Raw genomic sequence first — 25615 nt, 5'->3', positions numbered from 1 at the left:
TTCCACGTACGACCCGTCTTCCGTCATGATCACGACCCGGGTGCCGGGCATGATGTGGCCGGGGACGAGGTTGCGGACGCCGTTCGACAGCATCGCGGGCTTGTAGGAGGAGGAGGCCGTCTGGCCCTTCACGACCGGCTCGGTCTCCATGATCTCGAGGGTCACGCGGGCGGGCAGTTCGAGGGAGATGGCGACGCCGTTATGGGTCGACAGCATCACCGCCATGCCTTCCTGAAGGTAAGGCTTCATGTCGCCGACGATGTCCTCGGGGACCTGAACCTGGTCGAAATTCTCGGGGTTCATGAAGTGGTACCCGTCGCCATCCGCATAGAGGAACGTGTGTTCGCGATCTTCCACGAAAGCGCGCTCGACCTGTTCGGTCGTGCGGTAGCGCTCCGACACCTTCACCCCATCCGAGATGCGGCGCATGTCGATCTGCGTCACCGGCGTGCCCTTGCCGGGATGAATGTTCTGGGCGGTGAGAACCACATAGAGCTTGCCATCGACATCGATGACGTTGCCTTTGCGGAGCGTAGAGGCGATGACCTTCACGGGGGGCGTTCCTTGTGACAGATAGGGCGCGTCGAACGGTCGGCAGAACCTGCCCCGGCGACACCTGAAGAACTGTTTCGTTGCCGCACTAACCTATCTTCGCGCAAATCGCCAGCCTGACCGGCCGGCCAAAACCGAACCGAACGTGGAAACCAACAAAACGGCCATTCCGGCTCCGCCCACGAAGCCCRCCCCGGGGGTCTCGCCGTGGTGGAACCCGCACGTCCATGCGGACCGGCGTCCTTTTCTCCTGGCGCGCAATCGCATCCAGCACGCATTGCGGGGGTATTTCGCCGAGCGCGATTTCGTGGAGGTCGATACGGCGACGCTGCAGGTCTCGCCCGGCAACGAGGCCCATCTCCATGCCTTCGCCACGGAAGCGTTGTCGCCTCGTGGTGACACCACCCCCCTCTACCTTCACACCTCACCGGAATTTGCCTGCAAGAAGCTGCTGGCCGCCGGTGAACCCCGGATTGCCTGTTTCGCCCATGTCTACCGCAACCGCGAGCGCGGGCCGTTGCACCATCCCGAATTTACGATGCTCGAATGGTACCGGGCCGGCGAGGGCTACGAGGCGCTGATGCGCGATTGCGCCACGATCCTGGCGCTCGCCGCCGAGACGGCGGGCACCCGTCGTCTCTCCCATCGGGGCCGCGAGACCGACCCGTTCCTCGAACCCGAGCGCCTGAGCGTGGCCGAGGCGTTTTCCCGCTTCGCGGGCATCGACCTGCTGGCCACCGTCGCCGCGGACGGCTCCACCGATGCGGTCCATCTCTCCTCGTCGCTCAAGGCCGCGGGCCTGCGGGTGGCGGTCGACGACACCTGGTCGGACCTGTTCAGCCGCGTCATCGTGGAAAAGGTCGAGCCTCATCTGGGCCTTGGCCGCGCCACGATCCTCGACGAATACCCGGTGGCCGAGGCGGCCTTGGCGCGCCCAACCGCGCGCGATCCCCGCGTCGCGGAGCGGTTCGAGCTTTATGCCTGCGGGGTCGAACTGGCGAATGCCTTCGGTGAATTGACGGACGCGGCCGAACAGCGGCGCCGGTTCGAGGCGGAAATGGCGGAGAAGATGCGGGTCTACGGCGAAAGCTATCCGATCGACGAGGATTTTCTTTCGGCCCTCGCCGCGATGCCGGATGCAGCCGGCGTCGCCCTCGGCTTCGACCGGCTCATCATGCTGGCAACCGGTGCAGCCCGGATCGAACAGGTCCTGTGGACACCGGTGGCGGAGACCGCTCCATGACCCTTGCCCGCACCCTCCGGACCCCTGCCGAACTCATCGATGCGGGATTGCTCCCGCCCGCCTTGCGCCAGGAGATCGATCGCGTGGCCGAGCGCTACGCGATGGCGATCAGCCCCGCCATGGCGGCGCTCATCGATCCGAACGACGCGGCCGACCCCATCGCCCGCCAATTCGTGCCGAGCGAGGCGGAGCTTGCGACCGCGCCGGAAGAGCGGCCGGACCCCATCGGCGATCTCGCGCACAGCCCGGTCGAGGGCATCGTCCACCGTTATCCCGACCGGGTGCTCCTCAAGGCGGTTCATGTCTGCCCGGYCTATTGCCGGTTCTGCTTCCGCCGCGAGATGGTGGGCCCGCAGGGACTGGGCACGCTTTCGCCCGACGCCATGGATGCGGCCTTCGCCTATATCGCCCGGCATCGCGAAATCTGGGAGGTGATCCTCACCGGCGGCGATCCGCTGGTGCTCTCGCCGCGTCGGCTGGACGAGATCATGCGCCGGCTCGCGGCAATCGATCACGTGAAGATCGTCCGCTTTCACACCCGCGTGCCGGTGGTCGATCCCGCCCATGTGGATGCGGCGCTGATCTCCGCGCTGAAGGCGTCCGGCAAGACGACCTATGTGGCGCTCCACGCCAACCATCCGCGCGAACTGACGACCGACGCCCGCGCGGCCTGCGCCCGCATGGTCGATGCGGGGATCGTCATGGTGAGCCAATCCGTGCTGCTGCGAGGCGTCAACGACGACGCGGAAGTGCTCGCCGATTTGATGCGGGCCTTCGTGGAGACGCGGATCAAGCCCTATTACCTCCACCACCCGGACCTCGCCCCCGGCACCGCCCATTTCCGTCTTTCCATCGCCGAAGGGCAGGCGCTGGTCGCCTCACTGCGAGGCCGCATCTCCGGCCTCTGCCAGCCGACCTACATCCTCGATATTCCGGGCGGGCACGGAAAGGCTGAGATCGGCGAACGCGGCCTTCGCGAGACCGGAGACGGGCGCTACGCGGTGTCGGATTTCCGCGGCGAAGAGCATGTCTATCCGCCAACGGAAAGATGATTTAGTTTCTCGGCAACACCCGACAAGCCGCTCAGATTATTCATAAAATTGTTTGATTTTGAGCGCGAAGGCGCGAAAAGGCCTCCCGTCGATCGCCGCCAGCCCCGCGCCGATCAGCGCCATGCCGGCGAAATGTCTCGCATCGAGGCGTTCGTTCAGCGCCAGCCAGCCGAGCAGGATGGCGCTGACGGGGATCAGGAAGGTCACCAGCAGGAGATTGGTCGCGCCGGCCGTGGAGAGAATGCGGAAATACAGAACGTAGGCGAGCGCGGTCGACAGGGCGGCGATGCCCGCGATGGCGGCCCATGTGGCGGCGCCCGGCAGGGGCAGAAGCCAAGGCCGGTCGACGAAGAGCGCCAATGGCAGCAGCACGATGGCCGAGGCCGTGACCTGCCCCGTGGCGGTGGCCATGGGCGCGACCCCCATGCTCTTGAAACGCCGACCGTAGATCCCCGCCAGCGCATATGAAAAGGCTGCCGCCAGACAGGCCAGCTGGGCCGTGATGTCGGTCCCCCATCCCTCCAGGAAAGCAGGCCCGATGAGAAAGACGACTCCGATGAAACCGACGAGAACGCCGGCCAGCCGGTTGCCGGTCATCTTCTCGTCGCTGGTGAGGACATGCGCCACCACCACGGTGAAAAGCGGCGTCGTCGCGTTGAGGATGGAGGCAAGGCCCGACGCGATATGGGTCTGGCCCCATACGATCAGGCAGAACGGCACCACGTTGTTGAGAAACCCCATGCCGAAGAACGCGGCCCAGATTTTCCGGTCCCTCGGCATCCTGACGCCCGCGAGCCGGAGCACGACCATCAGGATGAGGGCCGCGGCGCCCACGCGAAGGACCACGATGGTGAGAGGCGGCAATTCCTTCACAGCGATGCCGTTGAAGAAGAACGAGCCGCCCCACAGCACCGAGAGCGCGAGCAGCATCGTCCATTCGCGCAGGGTCATGGTGCGATTGACGGTCGGGGCGGGAGGAATGGGCGTCGCGGGGCGGTTCAACAAGCTGCTCCTGAAGAAGTCGAGCCGGAGCCTAGCGACTCCGCGTCGCGACGCGATCCGTTTCTTGCGATCGCGTGCGGCCGGTCCATTCAGTCGAAGCCGCCCTTCGCGCCCCGGCCCTTCTTGATGTCGGCCCGCCTGCCCTTGGCCTCCAGCCGCCGCTGTTTCGAGGCGAGGGTCGGCCTCGTCGGCCGCCGTGGCTTCGGCCGCTCGGTCGCCTGGCGGATGAGTTCCACGAGACGGGTCTGCGCGTCCTCTCGGTTGCGCTCCTGGGTGCGGAAGCGTTGGGCCGTGATGATGATCACGCCGTCATTGGTGAGCCTCTGCCCCGCCAGCCGCTCGAGCCGCTCCCGCACGTCGTCGGGGAGATTGGGCGAATGGCGCACGTCGAAGCGCAATTGCACGGCGGTCGAAACCTTGTGGACGTTCTGGCCGCCCGGACCCGACGCGCGGATAAAGCTTTCCTGAAGCTCATCCTCGTCGATCGACACGGAATTGGTCACCTTGATCATGACGCCTCGACAAAAACATTCGGCAAGTTCGAAACCGCCCTTGCTTGTAGACAATCCCAATAGAGGCTAAGCGCCTCTTGCACATCCAAAAACACCGCGCGGCGCCGCGTCGAAAATATCCGGCCATTCCCATGTCAGCGGTCTTCGCGAGCCTCATCCCCACCTTCCTGATCATCGCTACGGGCTGGCTCTGCCGGACCACGGGCTTCGTCGACGATCGCCAATGGGCGGGGCTCGAGCGCACCACCTACACGATCTTCTTTCCCGCGCTGATCATCGACACCCTGTCGCGGGCGAATCTGCGGGACGTTCCGGTGGCGGGGGTCGGCGGCGCGCTGGTATCGGGCATTCTCATCGTCGCCGCCATCACGCTGGCGTTGCGGCCGGCGCTCGCCCGCAAGGGCGGGATCGACGGCCCGAGCTTCACGTCGATCTTTCAGGGCGCGACACGCTGGAACACCTTCATCGGGCTCTCGGTCGCCGGCAGCCTGTTCGGCCAACGGGGCGTCGCGCTGATCGCGGTGGCGATCGCCGCCATGGTGCCGCTGCTCAACCTGCTGGCGTTCTACGTATTCATCCGTTTCGCCGGGCAGCCGCGCCAGAGCCCTTACGAGATCCTGCGGTCGTTCGTCGCCAATCCGTTCATCTGGTCCTGCGCCATCGGCCTGTCGCTGAATTTCCTCGCACCGCCCCTGCCCCAGCCCATTGCCGTCTATGTGGAATTGATGGGTCGCGCGGCGCTCGCAGCGGGCCTGCTCGTGGTCGGCGCCGGCCTCGATATCCGCCGCCTCGCCCGTCCGGGGCTGCCGCACGTTGTGTCGGGCGTCCTGAAGTTGYTCGTGCTGCCGCTGATCGTGGTGACGGTGGCAAGGCTTGCGGGCGTCACGGGGGGCGACCTCGTGGTGGCGATCGTCGCAGCCTCGGTGCCGTCGGCGAGCGCCGCTTTCGTGCTGGCGCGGCAAATGGGGGGCAATGCACCCCTGATGGCCGAGATTTTGACCCTGCAGACGCTCATCGCTATGGCGTCCATGCCGCTGCTCATCCTGCTTCTGGCCTGAGTCTTGCCGCAACCTAAGGTTATTTGTTTATTGTTGTGCGTCAACGGTTGTGTTGCTATCTAGCTGGATTGCAACGTTATCGTCAGACATCAGGTGTCATGTCCAAAGTGCCGAATACAACCAAAAGTATATCAAGTGGCCTTACGGAAACAACCGCAGCGCCTCTTTTGAAAGACGGCGCGGACATCGTCGAAACGGCCAAGTTCGTGGCGGATTTCACCACCGAGCTGTCGTCGCTGGCGCGTCGTTCGCGGCTCGACCTGCTGGCCTATCTGCTGGATATGGCTCGGCTGGAGGCCATCCGGCTGGTTCAGGCCCACCACCCGGAGGAGTGATCCTCAGACGGTCCCGATCAGCGAGACGGCGTTGCCGCCATGGCGCTCGAGCCGCCCGGCGATCTCCAGTTCCAGCAGCGCCATCTGCACGTGCCGAATCGAAAGGCCCGATTGCCGCGCGAGATCGTCCACCGGAACCGGGGACGGCCCGAGCAGGGACACGAGGTCGATGGCGATCCGCTCGCCGGTCTCCTCCATCGAGCCGGAATCCGGCAGCACGATTCCCTTCGGCGGACGTTCGATATCCGGCAGGTCGAGCTCGTCCCACAATTCCTCGGTGCCGAGGAAATGCGAGGGCTCGCTGATATCCTTGTCGGTCTTCGGTCCGGCGGCGATCAGGGGCTGCAGAACGCCAGTCACATGGTCGATCCCGGCACAGAGCGTCGCCCCGTCCCGAATCAGGTCGTTGGTGCCCTCGGCGCGCGGATCCAGCGGCGAGCCCGGCACCGCGAAGACCTCCCGCCCCTGTTCGAGGGCGAACCGCGCGGTGATGAGCGAGCCCGAACGCCGCGCGGCCTCCACCACCACGACGCCATACGAAAGACCGGACACGATGCGGTTGCGGCGGGGGAAGTCCCGCCCCCGCGGTTCCCAGCCCATGGGCATTTCGGAGATCACCGCGCCGCCATTCGCGACGATCGCCAGCAGAAGCGCCTCGTTTTCCGGCGGATAGATCCGGTCGTGACCGCCGGCGAGAACCGCGATGGTGCCGCTAGCCAGCGTGGCCTTGTGGGCCCTTGTATCTATGCCGCGCGCAAGGCCCGACACCACCACATAGCCCGCCTCTCCGAGCTGCCGCGGCAGCCGCTCGGCAAAGGTCAGCCCGGCGGCGGACGCATTGCGCGACCCCACCATGGCGATTGCAGGCCGGGACAAGACCTCGACCGATCCTCGCACGCCGATCAAAGGCGGCGCGGTGTCGGTGGCTTGAAGCGCCTTCGGGTAATCCGGCTCGCCCATGCCGATGAACCGGACGCCCAGGCGAGCCGCGACCGCGAGTTCCTTCTCGGCCTCCGCCCGGCTCGTGACCTTGAGCGCCGCCCGGCCGCTGCGGCGCGCGAGGTCGGGCAAGGCGTCGAGGGCGGCTGACGCCCCGCCATATTGGTTGATGAGAGCCCGGAAGGTTCGCGGCCCGACCTTCTCGGAGCGGATGAGGCGCAGCCAGTCGAGGCGCTGCCCATCGGTGAGGGATGCGCCGCTCACCCTTTCTGTCCGATCCTGCCCTCGGTACCGTCGAGAAGCCTCATGATGTTCTCGCTATGCTTCCACCACAGGAGGGCCGTGAGCACGAAGGCAACGCCGGCCGTGCGGGGCTCATCGAGAAGCCACAGGACGATGGGCGAGGTCGCGCTCGCCACCAATGCAGACAGCGACGAATAGCGGGTGACAAGCGCGAGGCAGAGCCAGATCGCCACAAAGGCCGCCGCTGCCAGCGGCTGCAGCCCGAGCAATACGCCGAGAAATGTCGCAACTCCCTTGCCGCCCTTGAATTTGAGCCAGACCGGAAAGAGATGGCCGAGAAACGCGCCGAGCGCCGCCACGCCGCCGAGATCGTCGGCGAAATACCGGGCGATCAGGACCGCGGCCGTGCCCTTCAGGGCATCGCCGATCAAGGTCGCGGCCGCCAGACCTTTTCGTCCCGTGCGCAGGACGTTGGTGGCGCCGATATTGCCCGAGCCGACCTTGCGGATGTCTCCCAGCCCCGCCATGCGGGTAAAGATGACGCCGAAGGGGATGGAACCGAGGAGGTAGCCGACGACCAGAGCGGCCAGCAATGCAAACAGGTGGGCGTCGTCGGACATGCGTTTCCCTTCAGTTCGGGCGTCGGTCGAACACGATCCTGCCCGCAACCAGCGTCAGCGTCACCTGCCCTTCCAGACGGGCCTCGTCAAACGGCGTGTTCTTCGACAGCGAGCGAAGATGCCGTTTGTCGAGGACGTAAGGCGCGTCGGGATCGAACACGATAAGATCCGCCGGCGCCCCGCGTTCCAATCGCCCGGCCGGAAGACCGAGGATTTCGGCCGGCCGGGTCGACAGGGCGTGAAGGACCTGCGGCAGCGACGCAAGGTCGGCGTGGACCAGCCGGAGAGCCGCCGACAGCAAAGTCTCCAGCCCGACCGCGCCATCCTCGGCTTCCGAGAACGGCAGCCTCTTGGTCTCCACATCCTGTGGATTGTGATCGGACACGATCACGTCGATCGTGCCATCCACCAGGGCGGCGATCATCGCCTGCCGGTCGTCCTCGTGGCGCAACGGCGGGGAGAGTTTGAAAAACGTACGGTAATGACCGATGTCGTTCTCGTTCAGCGCGAGATTGTTAATGGACACGCCGCAGGTCACCGGCAATCCCGCCGCCTTGGCGGTGCGGATGATGTCGGCCGAATCGGCGCAGGAGATCATCGCCGCGTGGTAGCGCCCGCCGGTGAGCCGCACGAGCCGCATGTCCCGCTCCAGCATCACGGTCTCGGCTTCGCGCGGGATGCCGGGAAGGCCGAGCCGGGCTGCGAACTCGCCCTCGTTCATCACGCCGTGCCCGACGAGGTCGGGGTCCTCCACGTGATGGACGATCAGGGCGTTGAAATCGCGCGCATAGGTCAGGGCGCGCCGCATCACCTGGGCGTTGGTGACCGAGCGGGCGCCGTCGGTGAACAGGACGGCGCCAGCCTCCTTGAGCAGGCCGATCTCGGCCATCTCCTGCCCCAGCAATCCCTTCGTCAGGGCGGCGGCCGGGCGAATGTTCACGATCGAGGTATCCCGCGCGCGGCGCTGGACGTAATCCACCATCGCGGGATCGTCGATGACCGGGTTGGTGTCGGGCATGGACACGATGGTGGTGACGCCGCCCGCCGCCGCGGCCTCGCCGGCGCTCTTCAGCGTCTCGCGGTGCGCGGCGCCGGGCTCTCCGATGAAGGCCCGCATGTCGATGAGGCCGGGCGCCAGTACCTGTCCGCCGCAATCGACGATCTCGGCATCCGGACCACTGGCGAGACCCGGTCCGATCGCGGCGATGATTCCGTTCGCAACGAACACGTCGCCGCTTTCCTCGCGGCCGGTCGCCGGATCGACGAGCCAGGCGTTTTTCAGGAGCAGAGGACGGTCAGATGTCATGAGCGCGCGCCTTTCCCTCTCCCCTCTGCGGGAGAGGGTGGCCTGCGAAGCAGGTCGGGAGAGGGGCCGAGTCGGACTTCAATGGTTTTGCGAACAGAATCGAGTACCAGGCCACCATGGCCCAGCATCACGTCATTGGGAAAACGCAAAACCTCAAAGCCCTGCCGTCGAAGGAAAGCATCGCGCGCCTTATCGTGCGCCTTTTCCTCCGGCGTGTCGTGAGGCGCACCGTCCAATTCCACCACCACTCTCGCGGCAGCGCAGAGAAAGTCGACGATGTAGGGAGCAATCGGAACCTGCCGCTTGAATTTGTAACCGTGGAATCGGCCCGCGCGAACCTGCTGCCAGAACAGGTCTTCGGCACGGGTTTGGAGAGAGCGTTGCTCCTTGGCGAAACCGCGGAGATTGGCCGAGACGTTGTTTGTTCTTGTAATCGCCATGCCCACTCCTACGTCCCCTCTCCCGACCGCCTTCGGCGGCCACCCTCTCCCGCGGAGGGGAGAGGGGATTTCGCGATTCACCTGTTCGGCAGATGGCTCGCGAGAGCCTCCAGCACCGCCATGCGGACGGCGACGCCCATCTCAACCTGCTCGCGGATCAGCGATTGCGCGCCGTCGGCGACCTCGGAGGAAATTTCGACGCCGCGATTCATCGGTCCCGGATGCATCACCAGCGCGTCGGGCTTCGCCCAGGCGAGCTTCTCCTGATCGAGGCCGTAGAAGCGGAAATATTCCTTGGTGGAGGGCACGAAGGAGCCGTTCATGCGCTCACGCTGCAGGCGCAGCATCATGACGATATCGGCACCCTCGAGGCCTTTGCGCATATCCGTGAAGGTCTCGAAACCGAGTCCCTCGATACCGGGTGGCAGGAGCGTCGAGGGGGCGACGAGCCTCACCCGGGCGCCAAGCGTCGCTAGCAGCAGCATGTTGGAGCGCGCTACCCGCGAATGCACGATGTCGCCGCAGATCGCCACGGTGAGCCCCGCGATGCCGCCCTTGTTGCGGCGGATGGTGAGGGCATCGAGGAGCGCCTGGGTCGGATGCTCGTGCGCGCCGTCACCGGCATTGACGACCGAGCAATCGACCTTCTGGGCGAGGAGATGTACGGCGCCCGCCGCGTGATGGCGCACGATGATGAGATCGGGCCGCATGGCGTTCAAGGTCGCGGCCGTGTCGATGAGCGTCTCGCCCTTCTTCACCGAGGACGACGCCACCGACATGTTCATCACATCGGCGCCGAGCCGCTTGCCGGCGATCTCGAAGGACGCCTGCGTCCGCGTGGAGGGTTCGAAGAAGAGATTGATCTGCGTGCGGCCGCGAAGGGTCGATTTCTTCTTTTCGACCTGACGACTGACCTCGACCTGCTCGTCGGCGAGATCGAGCAAGGCGGTCAGATCCAGCGCCGACAGCCCCTCGATTCCGAGCAGGTGACGGTGGGGAAAAACGGATCGGGGTGTGTGGCTCATCTTGAAACGATGGCTATAGGGGGAGTCGAAGGGAGCGGCAAGCGGTGTTGGTCTCGTCCCGTCAGTCCAGGGCGCGAAGCGAGCCCGGAACCCAGACACGCTGACAATGCCAAATAAAGCGAAATAGGTCGGCGCCTTCCTCCATTCGTCAGCGGTTATGGGTTCCGGGCCCCGCTTCGCGGCCCCGGAATGACGGAGCGGGTGCAAAGCCGAGTTCAGCACGCTAAAATCGCCGGACCACAGCAGGGTTGGCGATGAACACGCATGAGGTCTTCAACCAGACTCCCCCTTTCGTCGACATCAACCTGACGATGACCGACGGTCCGCTCCGCGGGGCGCTTGCCGCCAACGGCGTCGATGTCGACGCGGAGGGGCTCGCGGCGTTCGGCGCCCGCTGGGGCACCGGCCACCGCCTCGATCTCGGCCGCCTCGCCAACGAAAACCCGCCGCGCCTGCGGAGCTTCGATCCGACAGGCCAGCGGATCGACAGGGTCGAGTTCCACCCGGCCTATCACGCGCTGATGGCGGCCAGCATGGAAGACGGCCTCCATGCCTCGACCTGGGACGAGAGGATCGAGGGCGCGCCCGAGCCCCATGCGGCTTTGGCGCGCGCGGCCCGGCTCTTCGTCGTCTCCGGCGTCGAGGCCGGGCATGTCTGTCCGCTGACGATGACGAACGCATCGGTCGCCGCGCTCTCGGCGAGCCCCCAGCGCCTCGCCGAATGGCTGCCGAAGATCCGCTCCCACAACTACGATCCGCGCTTCATTCCGTTCTGGGAGAAGACCTCGGTCACGCTCGGCATGGGTATGACGGAGAAGCAAGGCGGCACCGACGTGCGGGCCAACACCTCCCGTGCCATCGCCGTCACGGGCGACGAATACGCGTTGACGGGCCACAAATGGTTCATGTCGGCGCCCATGTCCGACGCCTTCCTGATGCTGGCGCAGGCCCCTGGAGGCCTGACCTGCTTCCTGCTGCCGCGCTTCCGGCCGGATGGCAGCCTCAACGCCCTTCGCCTCCAGCGGCTGAAGGACAAGCTCGGCAACCGCTCGAACGCCTCGGCCGAGGTCGAGTTCGAGGGCGCGTTCGCTTGGCGCATCGGCGAGGAAGGCCGGGGCGTCGCCACCATCATCAAGATGGTGCAGCTCACGCGCCTCGATTGCGCCGTCTCGTCGGCGGGCCTCGTGCGGATGGGGCTGGCGCTGGCCCACCACCACGCGCGGCACCGCTCCGTCTTCGGCAAGACGCTGATCGACCAGCCCCTCATGCGAAGCGTGCTGGCGGATGTCGCGCTCGAATCGGAGGCGATGACGGCTCTGGCCATGCGGCTGGCGCGGAGCTTCGACCGGACCGGCGACGCCCAGGAGGCGGCCTTCGCCAGGCTGATCACGCCGGCGGCGAAATTCGGCATCTGCAAGGCTGCGCCGCGCCTGCTCTACGAGTTGATGGAATGCCTCGGCGGCAACGGCTACGTGGAAGAGAGCCCCCTGCCCCGGCTTTACCGGGAAGCCCCGGTGAACGCCATCTGGGAGGGTTCGGGCAACGTGATCGCGCTCGATATCCTGCGGCTGGAGAGACGGGAGCCCGAGGCCGCGGCGGAAGTCCTGACTGCCCTGATGGCCGGGATCGAGGGCCTGCCCGGCGCGCGGGACGCGGCGGCGGCCATCATCATGGCGCTGAAATCCACCGAGGCCGAAAAGCAGGCCCGCTTCATCGCCGACCGGATCTTCGCCCTCGCCGCCGCCTCGGCGCTCGCCGCGTCCGCGCCACCGGAGGTGGCGGAGGCGTGGGCGCTCACCCGTCTGGCGCGAAGGCCGGACATGATCGGCGCCAACGATCTCGGTCCCGCAACTGAAACCTTGCTGCGTCGCGTGTTTCAACCCATATAGCGGGCTCGCCGTCAGGGCCGATTTGACTTGTCGGCGATCATCAACCACTTATCCGCGCCCCCGGTAGCCAGGCTTGGCTGCCGCTTTTGCCGTGACCACCGAGCCCCCGCTCGCGGCTATCGCTAGGAAGTCGCTCATGAAAATCCTCGTCGTCGAGTCGCCCGCGAAGGCCAAGACGATCAACAAGTATCTCGGCAAGGATTACGAGGTCCTGGCCTCCTTTGGGCACATCCGCGACCTGCCGGCCAAAGACGGCTCGGTCGATCCCGAAGACGATTTCAAGATGATCTGGGCTCTCGACGACCGGGGCGGCAAACGCCTGAACGACATCGCCCGGGCTGTCAAAGGCGCCGAAAAGCTCATTCTCGCCACCGACCCGGATCGCGAAGGCGAAGCGATTTCGTGGCACGTTCTCGAAGCGCTGAACCTCAAGCGCGCCCTGAAGGGCATCCCGGTCGAGCGCGTCACTTTCAACGCCATCACCAAGGATTCGGTGCTCACCGCCCTGCGCAATCCGCGCCAGATCGACCAGGCGCTGGTGGACGCCTATCTGGCCCGCCGCGCCCTTGACTACCTGGTGGGCTTCAACTTGTCGCCGGTACTCTGGCGCAAGCTCCCGGGGGCACGATCCGCGGGCCGGGTCCAGTCGGTGGCCTTGCGGCTCGTCTGCGACCGCGAACTCGAAATCGAGACGTTCCGATCGCAGGAATACTGGTCGCTCATCGCAACGCTCGCCACCAAGGACGGGGGCGTGTTCGACGCCCGTCTGGTCGGCGCGGACGGTCGGAAGATCACCCGCCTCGATATCGGCAAGGGCGAGGACGCGGAGGCTTTCAAGCGCGATCTGGAGCTTGCCACCTTCTCGGTGTCGAGCATCGAGGCGAAACCCGCCAAGCGCCATCCCTACCCGCCCTTCACCACCTCGACATTGCAGCAGGAGGCGTCGCGCAAGCTCGGCCTTGCGCCGGCCCAGACCATGCGGGTGGCCCAGCGGCTCTACGAGGGTGTCGAGATCGGCGGCGAGACGGTCGGCCTCATCACCTATATGCGAACCGACGGCGTCGACATCGACCCGCCGGCCGTGCAAGAGATCCGCCGCGTCATCGGCAAGGAATACGGCGACACTTACGTGCCGGGCGCGCCGCGCAAATACACCGTCAAGGCCAAGAACGCACAGGAAGCGCACGAGGCCATCCGGCCCACCGACATCAGCCGCCTTCCCAAGCAGGTGGCGAAATATCTCGAGCCCGAGCAGGCCCGTCTCTACGAACTGATCTGGACCCGCACCATCGCGAGCCAGATGGAATCCGCCCAGCTCGAACGCACCACCGCCGACATCCTCTCCGAGGTCGGCCCGCGCAAGCTCGACCTGCGCGCCACCGGCCAGGTCATCAAGTTCGACGGCTTCCTGACGCTCTACAACGAGAGCAAGGACGACGAGGCCGACGAGGATGAGGGCCGCCTGCCGCCCATGGGCAAGGGCGACGCGCTCACCCGCCGCCGCATCGTCTCGACCCAGCATTTCACCGAGCCGCCGCCGCGCTTCTCCGAGGCAAGCCTCGTCAAGCGCATGGAGGAGCTCGGCATCGGCCGGCCGTCCACCTATGCGGCGGTGCTGCAGGTCTTACGCGACCGCGAATATGTGCGTATCGACAAGAAGCGGCTGGTGCCCGAGGACAAGGGCCGCCTTGTCATCGCGTTCCTGGAAAGCTTCTTCCGCCGCTACGTGGAATACGACTTCACCGCGGACCTCGAAGAGCAACTCGACCGCATCTCCAACCACGAGATCGACTGGAAACAGGTCCTGCGGGATTTCTGGCGCGATTTCTCGGCCGCCATCGGCGAGACGAAGGATTTGCGCACCACGCAGGTTCTCGATTCGCTGAACGAGCTGCTTGGTCCGCACATCTTCCCCGACAAGGGCGACGGCTCGAATCCGCGCACCTGCCCGACCTGCGGCAACGGCCAGCTATCGCTGAAGCTCGGCAAGTTCGGCGCCTTCATCGGCTGCTCGAATTACCCGGAATGCAAGTTCACCCGACAACTCGCTGTGACCGGTGCCAACGGCGAAGGCGAAGGCAAGTCGGAGAATGGCGGACAACCGGGCGTGCGTGTCCTCGGCGACGACCCCGAGAGCGGCCAACAGGTGACGATCCGCGACGGCCGGTTCGGACCGTTCGTTCAGCTTGGCGAAGGCGAGAAGCCCAAGCGCTCGTCGCTGCCGAAGGGCCGGTCTCCCGCATCCATCGATCTCGAGACCGCGCTGAAGCTTCTGTCGCTGCCGCGCGAGGTGGCCAAGCACCCGGTTTCGGGCGAGCCGATCTTTGCGAGCATCGGGCGCTACGGCCCCTATGTCCAGCACGGCAAGGTCTACGCCAATATCGGCAATGACGACGACGTGCTGGAGATCGGCGCCAATCGCGCCATCGACCTCATCGTCGCGAAAGAAGCCGGCGGGGGCTTCCGCCGTGGCGCGGCCGATCCCGGCCGTCCGCTGGGTGACGATCCGGAATCCGCAAAGCCGATCGTGGTCAAGGCGGGCCGGTTCGGCCCTTACGTGACCGACGGCGAAACCAACGCCACGCTGCCGAGATCGGTCACCGCCGAGGCGGTCACGCTGGAGGAAGCCATCGCGCTCCTCGTCGCACGCCGCGCCGCCGGCCCGTCGAAGAAGCCGGCGCGCGGCCGCAAGGCCGCCGCCAAGAAGGCGCCGGCCAAGAAGGCCGCGACAAAGAAGGCCGCGGTCAAGAAGTCGGCAGCCCCGAAGGCGGCGGCCAAGACCGCGACGACGGCCAAGAAAGCCCCTGCGAAAAAGACGGCTACGAAAAAGAGTGCGGTGAAAAAGACAGCCGCCAAGAAGGTTGCCGTCAAGAAGGTCGCCGTAAAGAAAGCCGTTTAGGAAATCCGCACAATCCCATGGTAACCCTGCCGGATCTCATCACCGACGCGCATATGGAGATGCTGCTGCGTCTCCTCGCGGCGATGTTCGCCGGGATGGCGGTGGGCCTCAACCGCGACCTGCACGGCAAGCCCATCGGCACGCGGACCCTCGGGCTGGTGTCGCTGAGCTCGGCCGTGGTGGTTCTGGCAGGATCGAGCTTCGGCGACCTGCATTTCCAGCAGGATGCGGCCAGCCGCGTGATCCAGGGCATCCTGACCGGTCTGGGGTTCCTTGGCGCAGGCGTCATCCTGCGGGAAGAGAAAAAGCTTCAGGTCCATGGGCTGACGACAGCCGCGACGGTTCTGGCCGCCGCGACGTTCGGCATCACCGCCGGTCTCGGCGCGTGGTTTCTCACCTTCGTGGGCACCGTCATGGCGCTGACGCTTCTGGTCTTCGGAAAAGCCGTCGAACGCGTTTTTCATCGCGCCCTCAAAGGGCATGACGGAGAGGCAGGCTCAAACGACGAAGTACAGCCCGCACAGAGCGACAAGGCCGGCCGAGAGCCATAGCACGGAGCCCCAGCCCGACTTCGCGACGGGAGCGTAATCCGGCTCATCGAACGCGAAAGCCTCTCCCGCAACCCGCGCCGCGCGATCGAGGTGAATAGGGGTCGCTGCCACAATCCGCGTCACGTCTCGTCTCCCGCCAAGCTTGAAGCAACTTAGTGCCTCAACGTGAACCTCAGTTAAACAGTTCCTGACGTAACTGAATAGCCCTCCTTTAGGGGAACCCTTCATCCGGAGATGGCGTCACGTGCGATTATCTTTTATCCCTCACGTTCCACGGGAAAGCCTTCCCGTTTCCGATTTGTTCCCGTATGACATGAGGTATGAGTGCTCCCTCGGCAAAACGCGAATCACGACGGCCCAAGGTTCCTATGACGGATAACGACGACGATCTCTTCGGCGGTGGCGCGCCACCCGCACGGCGAAGCGCGCCCGCAAGGGCCGCCACGGCCAAAACCGCGCGCGCCGTCGCCAAGGGCACGCCGGACGAGAGCGGCTACGATGCATCCGACATCGAGGTGCTGGAGGGACTGGAGCCGGTGCGCCGACGCCCCGGCATGTATATCGGCGGCACGGACGAGAAAGCGTTCCATCACCTGTTCGCCGAAGTCATCGACAATTCGATGGACGAGGCGGTGGCGGGGCATGCCACCTTCATCGAGGTGGAGCTCGAAGAGGACGGCTATCTGTCGGTCACCGATAACGGCCGCGGCATCCCGGTCGATCCACACCCGAAATTCCCCAAGAAATCGGCCCTCGAAGTCATCATGACCACGCTTCATGCGGGCGGAAAATTCGACTCGAAGGTCTACGAGACCTCGGGCGGCCTGCACGGCGTCGGCGTGTCGGTGGTGAATGCGCTGTCGGAGATTCTCGAGGTCGAGGTCGCGCGCGGCCAGACCTTGTACCGGCAGGTCTTTTCGCGCGGCCTGCCGCAGACGAAGCTGGAAACGGTGGGCCGGGTGCTCAACCGTCGCGGCACCCGGGTGCGCTTCAAGCCGGACCATCAGATCTTCGGCAAGGAAGCCCATTTCCAGCCCCGCCGCCTGTTCAAGATGGCGCGTTCCAAGGCCTATCTGTTCGGCGGCGTGGAAATCCGCTGGAAATGCGCTTCCTCGCTGTTGTCCGGCGTGGACAGCGTTCCGGCCGAGGCGACCTTCAAGTTTCCCAACGGGTTGAAGGATTATCTGGCCCACGACATCGAGGGCAAGGAACTGGTCTCGGACCAGATCTTCTCCGGCAAGATCACCAAGCCCGGCGGCCACGGTTCGCTCGAATGGGCCGTCGCCTGGATGGCGAACGAGGACGGCTTCTCCTCGTCCTATTGCAACACGGTGCCGACCCCGGAGGGCGGGACGCACGAAAACGGCCTCCGCATCGCCCTCCTCCGGGGTCTGCGGGACCACGCCGAGCGGGTCGGCCAGACGAAGCGCATGGCGCCGGCCACCACCGACGACGTGATGTCGACCTGCGCGTCGATGCTCTCGGTCTTCATCCGCGAGCCTGAATTTCAGGGACAGACCAAGGACAAGCTGGCGACGCTGGAAGCGGGCCGCATCGTCGAAAGCGCGATCCGCGACACCTTCGATCATTGGTTGGCAGCCTCCCCGCTTCAGGCCAACAAGATCCTCGAATGGGTCATGGACCGGGCAGATGAGCGCCTGCGCCGAAGGCAGGAAAAGGAGGTCGCCCGCAAGACCGCGACCCGCAAGCTGCGCCTTCCCGGCAAGCTCGCCGATTGCTCCAATGCGGGCGCGGCGGGGTCCGAATTGTTCATCGTCGAGGGGGATTCGGCTGGCGGCTCGGCCAAGCAGGCCCGCGACCGCAAGACCCAGGCCATTCTCCCCTTGCGCGGCAAGATCCTCAACGTGGCTTCCGCCGGACGCGACAAGCTGCACCAGAACCAGCAGCTCTCCGACCTCGTGCAGGCCCTGGGCTGCGGCATGGGCACGGCCTACCGGGATGCGGATCTCCGCTACGAGCGCGTCGTCATTATGACGGACGCGGACGTGGACGGGGCGCATATCGCGTCGCTTCTCATCACGTTCTTCTACCGCCAGATGCCCCGTCTCATCGATGCGGGCCATCTCTATCTGGCCGTGCCTCCGCTCTACCGGCTGACGCAAGGCGCCAAGACCGTTTATGCCCGCGACGATGCCGACAAGGACCGGCTCATGAAATCGGCCTTCAAAGGCAACGGCAAGATCGAGATCGGGCGGTTCAAGGGCCTCGGCGAGATGCTGCCGGCCCAGCTCAAGGAGACCACCATGGACCCGAAGAAGCGCATGCTCCTGAAGGTCGTGATCGACGCCGACGAGCGGCCGGAAACAAGCGATGCCGTCGAGCGCCTGATGGGCAACAAGCCGGAGGCGCGCTTCCTGTTCATCCAGGAACGGGCGGCTTTCGCCAACGAGGAAGCGCTGGATATTTGAGGCGGCTTTCATCCCCGTGCGGGGCGCGGGAAGCGGCGTTCCGAGGTCACAGAATTATTTTTGAGAATTTTGCGAATCGGGCGGAACCTTCCTTCATGAGGGCCGTTGACAGGCATCACCGGCTCATTCTGCCCCCACGAGCCGGTCCCTCAGGCCCCCACAAGCGGGGCCTTTTTTTTGGCTTTCGCATGTCGCGCGCGCAGGGCGCGGCAACCGGGCCCGGGCAGGCTAGCCGCCTCGTCCGCCGCATGCGACAAGACCTGATGGATTCATCGAGTTTCGACCGTGGCTAAGCGCACCAAACCCGCCGCTCCCGGGCTTCCCACCCGCGAACAGATCGCCGCCTTCATCGCCGAAACGCCCGGCAAGATCGGCAAGCGCGAGATCGCGCAGGCCTTCAACATCAAGGGCGGCGACCGGATCTGGCTCAAACAGATGCTCAAGGACCTGGAAATCGAGGGCATCGTCGACCGGCGCGGAAAGAACGTCCACCGGGCGGGTCAGCTTCCGCCAGTCGTACTCGCCGACATCAAGCGCCGCGACCGCGACGGCGAGTTGATCGCCGAGCCGACCGAATGGGATGCCGAGGAGCATGGGCCCATTCCCACCATCATCCTCTCGATGCCGCGAAAGCCCCGCCCGGGCTCGCCGGTTCCGGGAATCGGCGACCGCGCCCTGATCCGGGTCAATCCGCTGAAGGCGGGCGACATCCACCATTACGCAGGTCGCGTGACCAAGATCCTCGAAAAGCAGCGGGCGCAGGTGCTCGGCATCTTCCACCCGCTGCCCGAAGGTGGCGGACGACTGATCCCGGTTGAAAAGAAGTCCCGCGAGCGCGAAATCCACATTCTGCCGGGCGATGAAGGCGGCGCCCAGGATGGCGATCTCGTCGCCACCTCCGTGGTGAAGCACCCGCGCATCGGCCTGCCGCACGCCAAGGTGAAGGAGCGGCTCGGCTCGGTGAAATCCGAAAAGGCCGTGAGCCTCATCGCGATCCACACCCACAATATCCCGAACGTGTTCTCGGCCGACGTGCTGGCCGAAGCCGACCGGGCGGAACAGGCCCAACTTGCGGGCCGCGAGGATTGGCGCGACCTGCCCCTCATCACCATCGATCCGCCGGACGCCAAGGATCACGACGACGCCGTCCACGCGGTGCCGGACGACAGCGCCGAAAACGAAGGCGGCTTCATCGCCACCGTCGCCATCGCCGACGTGGCGGCCTACGTGCGTCCCGGCACGGCGCTCGACCGCGAGGCGCAGGAGCGCGGCAATTCGGTGTATTTCCCCGACCGGGTGGTCCCGATGCTGCCGGAACGGATCTCCAACGATCTCTGCTCACTGCGCCCGCACGAGGCCCGACCGGCTTTGGCGGTCCGCATGGTCATCGGCGCGGACGGGCGCAAGCGCAGCCACACCTTCCACCGCATCATGATGCGGTCCGCCGCCAAGCTGTCCTACCAGCAGGCGCAGGCGGCGATCGACGGCAGGCCCGACGATACGACCGGGCCGCTCCTCGCCCCGATTCTCAGGCCACTATGGGACGCCTACGCGGCCATCAAGAAAGCCCGCGATATCCGCGAGCCGCTGTTTCTCGATCTGCCCGAGCGCAAGATCCTGCTGAAGCCGGACGGAACGGTGGATCGCGTCCTCGTGCCCGAGCGGCTCGAAGCCCACAAGCTGATCGAGGAATTCATGATCCTCGCCAACGTTTCGGCCGCCGAGACGCTAGAGAAGGCGAAGTCCGATCTTATCTACCGGGTCCACGACGAACCCTCGCTCGAAAAGATGCGGGCCTTGAGCGAAGTGCTGGCCTCGATCGCGCTGAAGATGCCGACGCAGGGCCCCATCAGGCCGGAGCTGTTCAACCGCATCCTGCGCAGCGTCGACGGCTCGGAGCACCAGCTCTTCATCAACGAGGTGGTGCTGCGCTCGCAGAGCCAGGCCGAGTATTCGGCGGAGAATTACGGGCATTTCGGCCTCAACCTGAAGCGCTACGCCCACTTCACCTCCCCGATCCGTCGCTACGCCGACCTCATCGTCCACCGCGCGCTGATCGCCTCGCTGAAACTCGGCAAGGACGGCCTGCCGCCCGACACCACGCGGGCGGAACTGATCGAAATCAGCGCCCGCATCTCGGCGGCGGAGCGTCGCGCCATGGCGGCCGAGCGCGAAACCAACGATCGCCTGATCGCGCATTTTCTGGCCGACCGCATCGGAGCCACGTTCGAGGGCCAGATCTCGGGCGTCACCAAGTCGGGCCTCTTCATCAAGCTCGACGAAACCGGAGCCGACGGCTTCGTGCCGGCCGCCACCATCGGGGCGGATTATTACCGCTACGACGACAAGACGCATTCCATGCGCGGCGAGCGTACGGGAGAAACCTATCGCCTCGGCGACCGCGTGCAGGTCAAGCTGGTCGAGGCCGCCCCCGTGGCCGGGGCCCTGCGGTTCGAGCTTCTCTCCGAGGGGCGGTTCAGCCGGAAGACGGCTGGCGGCAAAGGCGGCAGGGGTGCAAGGACCACGACCACGCGAGCAACGACCCCTCGGGTGAAGAGCAAGGGCGGGCGGCAACGCAGCGCCCGTTAGGGAACAGGATGCCAGATCTCGCAATTCCGCTGCCGCCGGCGGTCAGCCGCTACACGGCGATGAAGCGCGGATTTTTCTGCCGTTGCCCGGCCTGCGGCGAAGGCCGGCTGTTCGGCCGCTATCTCAAGGTGAACGACGCGTGCGCGTGCTGCGGTGTTGAGTTTCATCACCACCGCGCCGACGACATGCCGCCCTATATCGTGATGTTCATCGTCGGCCATGTGATCGGCTATGGGGTGTTGGTCTCGGAGACGCGTTTCGAGGTGCCGCTCTCCGTGCAGATCGCGGTCTGGCCCGTCCTCACGCTTGCCTTGTGCCTGGCGCTGCTTCAACCCGTGAAAGGCACGGTGATCGGCCTTCAATTCGCCCTCGGCATGCACGGATTCGGGCGAGCGAAAACGCTCGCCGAGAAAGGTTTCACGAGCGATGGACGACCAGATCTCGACGGCGGACCCCGTGACGTCGACCGGCACTGAAGCGGCAGCGCCGGCGGCGCCTGCCTCGCCGCGCAAGCCGCGGCTGCGGCCGCTCGACGCCGCCACCCTGATCGTCATCGACCGGACCGGCCGCACCCCGAAATTCCTTATGGGGAAACGCCATCCGGCGCTGAAATTCATGCCGGGCCATTTCGTCTTCCCCGGAGGCCGCATGGAGCGCGGCGATGCCGCCATGCCCGTGCTGGGCGCGCTTCATCCCCGCGCCGAACAGGCCCTGCTGGCGCGGATGGTCCGGCCCACGCCCGAACGCGGTCGGGCGCTCGCCCTCACGGCGATCCGCGAGATGTACGAGGAGACAGGCCTCATGTTCGGAAGCCGCGCCTATGGCGCTCCCGAACGCGTGCCGAATAACGGTTGGGAAGCATTCCGACAGCATGGCGTCCTGCCGGATCTCGGGGCGCTCCAGGTCATCGCCCGGGCCATCACGCCGACGAAGCGCGTCAAACGCTTCGACACCCGCTTCTTCGCCATCGACCGACGCGCCATCGGCCATGTCCAGGACGGGATCGTGGGACCCGAATCCGAGCTGGTCGAGCTCGCATGGGTGACCTTCCGGCAGGCTCGCGCCCTCGACCTTCCCTACATCACCCGCGTCATCCTGACCGATCTCGAGGACCGACTCGCCAACGGATTCGCCCCCGAATTGCCCGTGCCGTTCTACTATCACCGCAGCGGCCGCTCCATCTGCGAGCAGCTTTAGGAGATTTTTCCATTCCGCCCCGGCAAGGGAGGCCGTTGGCACCGGTCACTCTTGACGAAACCGGCCGGATGGGGCATGGGATCGCAACGATTTTCGGCCGGGTTCGCCCGGCCTTTGCGTTTCGGCACTGCGGGCAGCGTCGAAACCACACCAAGAGGTCCGGACCATGGCCAAAGCCGCCACCATCAAGATCAAGCTCGTCTCGACCGCCGACACGGGCTATTTCTACGTCACCAAGAAGAACTCCCGCACGAAGACCGACAAGCTGTCGATGAAGAAATACGACCCGGTCGCGAAGAAGCACGTCGAGTTCAAGGAATACAAGATCAAGTAAGCGTTTTGCCCTATCTCTTTGATATTTCTACGAAAACCGCCTCCCGATCGAGGCGGTTTTTTTATGACGGGTAACGCACGGGTAGCACCGCCAAGGAGCTGGGTACCAGGCGCGAACTGAGATTCTGATGGGTTTGCTATGCTGGTGGCCATAATGGTCGTGTTGGGTCTTGCTATCCTTAGCTTTCCCGCTGGTCCTGCCTCTGCTGCGGCGAAGGTGGTTGGATCCCTTTCCTTTTCTGGGTCACGGTCCTGATCAGCATTCTCGTTGCCGGGTTCTGACCGGGGGAGGATCACTTGGCGAGGGACCTTGCCCATGCCCCTGAAAAATCCCTTGGTCCTTGCACCGCCGATTAAGAAGCAACTTCTCTAGACAATCTTGGCTATTATCGGCCTAGCTTTCCCGCCATAGTGGCGCGATGCGCAACCTTGTCCTCTGCGGGCTTCTACTGATCAGCGTGGCCGGCTGCAACCAAACCGGCGCCCGGTCCCCGGGTGGCGAAATGTTCATGTCGGACGACGCGATCCTCGCCAGAGACGACAAGCAGTGTCGCTCCTTTGGCGCGATCCCCGGCACTCAGGCTTATCTCTCCTGCCGTTTGAGCCTCAATCAAAACCGTTCCCGCGCCGGCATCGCCCACGACCAGAGCATGGACGATATGGCCGAGATCGGGCTTAGGATGATGAACTGATGTCCTCCATGCCGCATTCGGCTCGTCTCGCTGCGACTTCGGTGCTTTTTGCCTTTTTTATTGCAAACCCCTCCTTGGCTCAGAGCGGACCCGTGAACCCGGAACAAGCGTTCAAGGAAATCGGCCAGAGCTTGCAGACGATGCAGCGCACGATCGAGTCCGCTCAAGCGCAGAACCCAATCGCTCCGCCAACTGGCACGGAGCTTACAGCTGCCGCGCCTGTCACAGCGCTTATAGGCCCGAGCCCGACGGCGGGAATCGGGGCAACTCTCACCCCTGGCACTAAGGTTCGGGTGCAGAGCGTGGTGAACGGCTTCGTCCAAGTAATTCCTTATGATGGCCCGACAGCGGGAAAGCCTGTCTTTGTGCCGCAGGGCGTCGTGAAGACCGGCTTTTCTGACTGGCTCGGCGGCGGTCAGGCCGCTAACAGCATGGTGGCCGAGCTCATAGAGCAGGCGAACCGACTTCGGATGGTTGTCGAAAACAACCCTTACGTTCGCCTCAAGGGATTCAAGGTGAACGTTGGAATTCCTCCGAGCCTGGACATTGATTTCGAAATGAAGAACGAGGGGGTTCCGCCCAGTCCGGCTTCGGCCCCGCGACAACTTCCGGCGCCCTGACCCTCAAGCCTCACCGCTTAGGCGGTCATCCTCACCGTTAAGGAAACCACTTCATGAGCTGTCAGTACAACGGGTCCATCGGACAATACCACTGTCGGAGTTGCGATGCCGCCCCGGGATGCGCTGAAGCGCGATGGTCGAAGTCGATGGCGCCATCGAGAGCGGAATCTAGAAGAGATCAAGAGACGGTTGCAGGAAATGCGCAACCCGACTGAAAAAGGGCTGGCCTATAAGAGGTAGGTCGCGCGCAGCCGTGGCGGTTAAATGAGGGCTGCAATGAAGTTCTGTACGTTCATCCTCGCGGCCTGCGCGTTTGCAGCGAGCGCCGCACCTTCACAAGCTGAAATGACGGCGAGGGAGTTCTTGACCCAACATACCAAGTCCCAGCACGGACGGGCATTCCTGGCAGGACTTTCTGTCGCCTATGGTTGGATGAACGGTGCCAATGGTAACACCAAAATCTTCTGCCCTCCCGAAAGCATTGCTATTTCAACCGAGCAGAACATCGGGCTGCTAAAGCGGTACTTGGCGACCGCCCCAGATGCGGAGAAGGACGATCCCTTAGGTCTTATCTTTCTAGTGAGCCTGCGGTCTGCGTTTCCCTGCAAGAGTTGAGGCGGATATGGCGACGAAACTTTTGAAGCAGATCAAGGCCCATTGCCCACAATGTGGGCCGGATCGATGGGCTCACATCAAAGCTCGCCACCGAGTTCACGAAGATCATGACGGTGTGTGGGCGGAGACACAGTACTATATCTTGCAATGCCCAGCATGTGACGCAGTCTATTTTCTGAGCGACGCAATATTCTCCGAAGACATGTCCTACGAATGCAACCCTCATACAGGGGAGGAGGAATCGGATTACAAGCACACCATTCAGCAATGGCCATCCCCATCTAGGCGCGATATGCCCAGATGGAGTTCAGACATATGGATCATCGACGATGCGCTACATAGGTTGCTCCTCGATACTTACAGGGCGCTGGACAACGACCTTGGCATCTTCGCAGCGATCGGGATAAGGACTGTCTTTGACCGCGTCTCCGAGTTTCTCGAAATTGATCCTGCCAAAAGGTTCGACGAAAAACTCGACGAGCTTGTCACACTGGGCAAGATAGGAGCAGACGAACGCGAGATGCTCGACGCCCTGACGGACGCTGGAAGTGCTGCTGCTCATCGTGGTTGGGTGCCGTCGGCGGATCAGCTCGACACAATGATGGCGAGCATCGAGGGCTTCATTTTCAGAACTTTTATCCTCGGCGACTCAACCAAGAGGCTCAAGGCGTCAGTGCCGCCTAAGCCGCTCCGAAAAAAGAAACCGAACACGCTGAGGCCTCCCGTAGAATCTTCTCCGACTTGATCAGGCCTCGCGCGAGGGCCGACCGCGTCAACGGCCGTGTTCGACCTTAAGGATCTGATCGAGCCAACAAAGCTCGAAATTCAGAAGAGCCCATCCCCACCATAATTCTGCAGATGCGCCCTTGCCGCGATCCTTGTCCCAATGCCCTGCAGCCCAGGATATACCAACCCGGCATCTACTCCCATTTTCATGAGTTGTAGGTAAATTTGCTTCTTCCGTTCATGGGGGATGATGATTTTTCCCATCGCTGCCACCTCGTCCCTTAGGTCAGTCCCAGCGCCGGGGGAAGAAAACAGTAGCTGCCGGTCGTCAAGCGGCAGGAAGGCATCACCATCGCCAAGTTTTGCAATGTGAACACACTTTTTTGTGTCTGAACTCTATCATCAAGTACAGGCGGTATTAATTTTGCCAGTTTGCCAGAATACGGTAAATTTAAATTTAGGCGTGTGTCTAATCTTGATAAAGGACTGACATAATACAGGGCTCCATTCGCACTACTACTAGTGTCCTCGACCACAAAATACAGTGCGATGAAGGGGTCAATAGTCCAGTCGAGAAGCTGTGTTGGTACTGCATAGTGTTGTGCGATCACACGATCAGTCAGTTCGTTCCGCCGTATATTCGGCAAAAGTAGAAGCCCACGATCAAAAAACGTGTTTAGCATTCGCTGCTCGGCAATCAGGTAACGTTGCTCAGTCGAATGGTCGCCACTGAGGTGCACCTCACGAC

At 64.2% G+C, this 25615-nt stretch carries 25 protein-coding genes; 16 read left to right on the top strand and 9 right to left on the bottom strand.

Annotated features, from left to right (window positions below):
* The coding region (gene efp / locus AC1DVM_RS15505; protein WP_477255665.1) for an elongation factor P at nucleotides 1–552 on the bottom strand (552 nt) is incomplete at its 3' end.
* Between the two features lie 145 nt (nucleotides 553–697).
* Between efp and epmA the strand changes: the two genes are divergently transcribed.
* A complete protein-coding gene (epmA, locus tag AC1DVM_RS15500; protein WP_477255663.1) occupies nucleotides 698–1795 on the top strand; it encodes an EF-P lysine aminoacylase EpmA in 1098 nt (365 codons plus the stop codon).
* Nucleotides 1792–2847 carry a lysine-2,3-aminomutase-like protein gene (locus tag AC1DVM_RS15495; protein ID WP_477255661.1) on the top strand — a complete coding sequence of 352 codons (1056 nt, stop codon included), beginning with the start codon at nucleotides 1792–1794 and terminating at the stop codon, nucleotides 2845–2847. The genes epmA and AC1DVM_RS15495 overlap by 4 nt, the downstream gene beginning before the upstream one ends.
* 36 nt (nucleotides 2848–2883) lie before the next feature.
* On the opposite strand, the gene AC1DVM_RS15490 is transcribed toward AC1DVM_RS15495, so the two are convergent.
* Both AC1DVM_RS15490 and arfB read right to left on the bottom strand, forming a co-directional pair.
* The gene (locus AC1DVM_RS15490; protein WP_477255669.1) at nucleotides 2884–3798 is read right to left on the bottom strand and encodes a DMT family transporter; all 915 of its coding nucleotides are present in this window, start codon (nucleotides 3796–3798) and stop codon (nucleotides 2884–2886) included.
* 140 nt (nucleotides 3799–3938) lie between these two features.
* Nucleotides 3939–4361: an alternative ribosome rescue aminoacyl-tRNA hydrolase ArfB gene (gene arfB, locus AC1DVM_RS15485; protein ID WP_477255659.1), complete on the bottom strand. Its 423-nt coding sequence runs from the start codon at nucleotides 4359–4361 to the stop codon at nucleotides 3939–3941.
* Nucleotides 4362–4492: 131 nt separating this feature from the next.
* On the opposite strand from arfB, the gene AC1DVM_RS15480 reads away from it, so the two are divergent.
* The gene (locus tag AC1DVM_RS15480; RefSeq protein WP_477255657.1) at nucleotides 4493–5419 is read left to right on the top strand and encodes an AEC family transporter; all 927 of its coding nucleotides are present in this window, start codon (nucleotides 4493–4495) and stop codon (nucleotides 5417–5419) included.
* A gap of 167 nt (nucleotides 5420–5586) precedes the next feature.
* Nucleotides 5587–5754 (top strand): hypothetical protein, encoded by a 168-nt coding sequence (locus tag AC1DVM_RS15475; RefSeq protein WP_477255655.1) that lies wholly within the window; start codon nucleotides 5587–5589, stop codon nucleotides 5752–5754.
* A 3-nt stretch (nucleotides 5755–5757) separates the two neighbouring features.
* Here AC1DVM_RS15475 and dprA read toward each other — a convergent pair whose 3' ends face one another.
* From dprA to AC1DVM_RS15450, 5 genes are all read right to left on the bottom strand, one after another.
* A complete protein-coding gene (gene dprA, locus AC1DVM_RS15470) occupies nucleotides 5758–6957 on the bottom strand; it encodes a DNA-processing protein DprA (protein ID WP_477255653.1) in 1200 nt (399 codons plus the stop codon).
* Nucleotides 6954–7556, bottom strand: a complete 603-nt coding sequence (plsY, locus tag AC1DVM_RS15465; RefSeq protein ID WP_477255651.1) for a glycerol-3-phosphate 1-O-acyltransferase PlsY — start codon at nucleotides 7554–7556, stop codon at nucleotides 6954–6956. Before plsY ends, dprA begins: the two co-directional genes overlap by 4 nt.
* 10 nt (nucleotides 7557–7566) lie before the next feature.
* On the bottom strand, nucleotides 7567–8862 hold the full coding sequence (locus AC1DVM_RS15460) for a dihydroorotase (RefSeq protein WP_477255649.1): 1296 nt from the start codon (nucleotides 8860–8862) through the stop codon (nucleotides 7567–7569).
* Nucleotides 8859–9302, bottom strand: coding sequence for an endonuclease domain-containing protein (locus tag AC1DVM_RS15455; RefSeq protein ID WP_477255667.1), 444 nt, complete (start codon nucleotides 9300–9302; stop codon nucleotides 8859–8861). The genes AC1DVM_RS15460 and AC1DVM_RS15455 overlap by 4 nt, the downstream gene beginning before the upstream one ends.
* Nucleotides 9303–9379: 77 nt before the next feature.
* Nucleotides 9380–10327 (bottom strand): aspartate carbamoyltransferase catalytic subunit, encoded by a 948-nt coding sequence (locus AC1DVM_RS15450; protein WP_477255647.1) that lies wholly within the window; start codon nucleotides 10325–10327, stop codon nucleotides 9380–9382.
* A gap of 254 nt (nucleotides 10328–10581) precedes the next feature.
* Between AC1DVM_RS15450 and AC1DVM_RS15445 the strand changes: the two genes are divergently transcribed.
* The 12 genes from AC1DVM_RS15445 (at nucleotide 10582) to AC1DVM_RS15390 (ending at nucleotide 24886) form a co-directional block, all read left to right on the top strand.
* Entirely contained in the window at nucleotides 10582–12216 is a 1635-nt protein-coding gene (locus tag AC1DVM_RS15445) for an isovaleryl-CoA dehydrogenase (RefSeq protein ID WP_477255645.1), read from the top strand.
* A gap of 136 nt (nucleotides 12217–12352) precedes the next feature.
* A complete protein-coding gene (gene topA, locus AC1DVM_RS15440) occupies nucleotides 12353–15115 on the top strand; it encodes a type I DNA topoisomerase (protein ID WP_477255643.1) in 2763 nt (920 codons plus the stop codon).
* 17 nt (nucleotides 15116–15132) lie between these two features.
* Complete coding sequence (locus AC1DVM_RS15435) at nucleotides 15133–15666, top strand: MgtC/SapB family protein (RefSeq protein ID WP_477255641.1); 534 nt, start codon at nucleotides 15133–15135, stop codon at nucleotides 15664–15666.
* Nucleotides 15667–16034: 368 nt separating this feature from the next.
* Complete coding sequence (parE, locus tag AC1DVM_RS15430) at nucleotides 16035–18095, top strand: DNA topoisomerase IV subunit B (protein ID WP_477255639.1); 2061 nt, start codon at nucleotides 16035–16037, stop codon at nucleotides 18093–18095.
* 285 nt (nucleotides 18096–18380) lie between these two features.
* Nucleotides 18381–20684: a ribonuclease R gene (gene rnr / locus AC1DVM_RS15425; protein WP_477255637.1), complete on the top strand. Its 2304-nt coding sequence runs from the start codon at nucleotides 18381–18383 to the stop codon at nucleotides 20682–20684.
* A gap of 8 nt (nucleotides 20685–20692) precedes the next feature.
* A complete protein-coding gene (locus tag AC1DVM_RS15420) occupies nucleotides 20693–21160 on the top strand; it encodes a DUF983 domain-containing protein (protein ID WP_477255635.1) in 468 nt (155 codons plus the stop codon).
* The gene (locus tag AC1DVM_RS15415) at nucleotides 21111–21881 is read left to right on the top strand and encodes an NUDIX hydrolase (protein WP_477255633.1); all 771 of its coding nucleotides are present in this window, start codon (nucleotides 21111–21113) and stop codon (nucleotides 21879–21881) included. The genes AC1DVM_RS15420 and AC1DVM_RS15415 overlap by 50 nt, the downstream gene beginning before the upstream one ends.
* 166 nt (nucleotides 21882–22047) lie before the next feature.
* On the top strand, nucleotides 22048–22215 hold the full coding sequence (rpmG, locus tag AC1DVM_RS15410; RefSeq protein WP_477255631.1) for a 50S ribosomal protein L33: 168 nt from the start codon (nucleotides 22048–22050) through the stop codon (nucleotides 22213–22215).
* A 508-nt stretch (nucleotides 22216–22723) separates the two neighbouring features.
* Nucleotides 22724–22906, top strand: a complete 183-nt coding sequence (locus AC1DVM_RS15405) for a hypothetical protein (RefSeq protein ID WP_477255629.1) — start codon at nucleotides 22724–22726, stop codon at nucleotides 22904–22906.
* Nucleotides 22906–23526: an SH3 domain-containing protein gene (locus AC1DVM_RS15400; RefSeq protein WP_477255627.1), complete on the top strand. Its 621-nt coding sequence runs from the start codon at nucleotides 22906–22908 to the stop codon at nucleotides 23524–23526. The genes AC1DVM_RS15405 and AC1DVM_RS15400 overlap by 1 nt, the downstream gene beginning before the upstream one ends.
* A gap of 276 nt (nucleotides 23527–23802) precedes the next feature.
* A complete protein-coding gene (locus tag AC1DVM_RS15395) occupies nucleotides 23803–24141 on the top strand; it encodes a hypothetical protein (protein ID WP_477255625.1) in 339 nt (112 codons plus the stop codon).
* A 202-nt stretch (nucleotides 24142–24343) separates the two neighbouring features.
* A complete protein-coding gene (locus tag AC1DVM_RS15390; RefSeq protein ID WP_477255623.1) occupies nucleotides 24344–24886 on the top strand; it encodes a DUF4145 domain-containing protein in 543 nt (180 codons plus the stop codon).
* Nucleotides 24887–25148: 262 nt separating this feature from the next.
* Here AC1DVM_RS15390 and AC1DVM_RS15385 read toward each other — a convergent pair.
* Nucleotides 25149–25615: FRG domain-containing protein (locus AC1DVM_RS15385; RefSeq protein WP_477255621.1), on the bottom strand; the 467-nt coding region annotated here is incomplete at its 5' end.

It is taken from the genome of Microvirga sp. P4_A5 (assembly GCF_056402495.1).
This window is presented reverse-complemented; position numbering and strand designations above follow the sequence as displayed.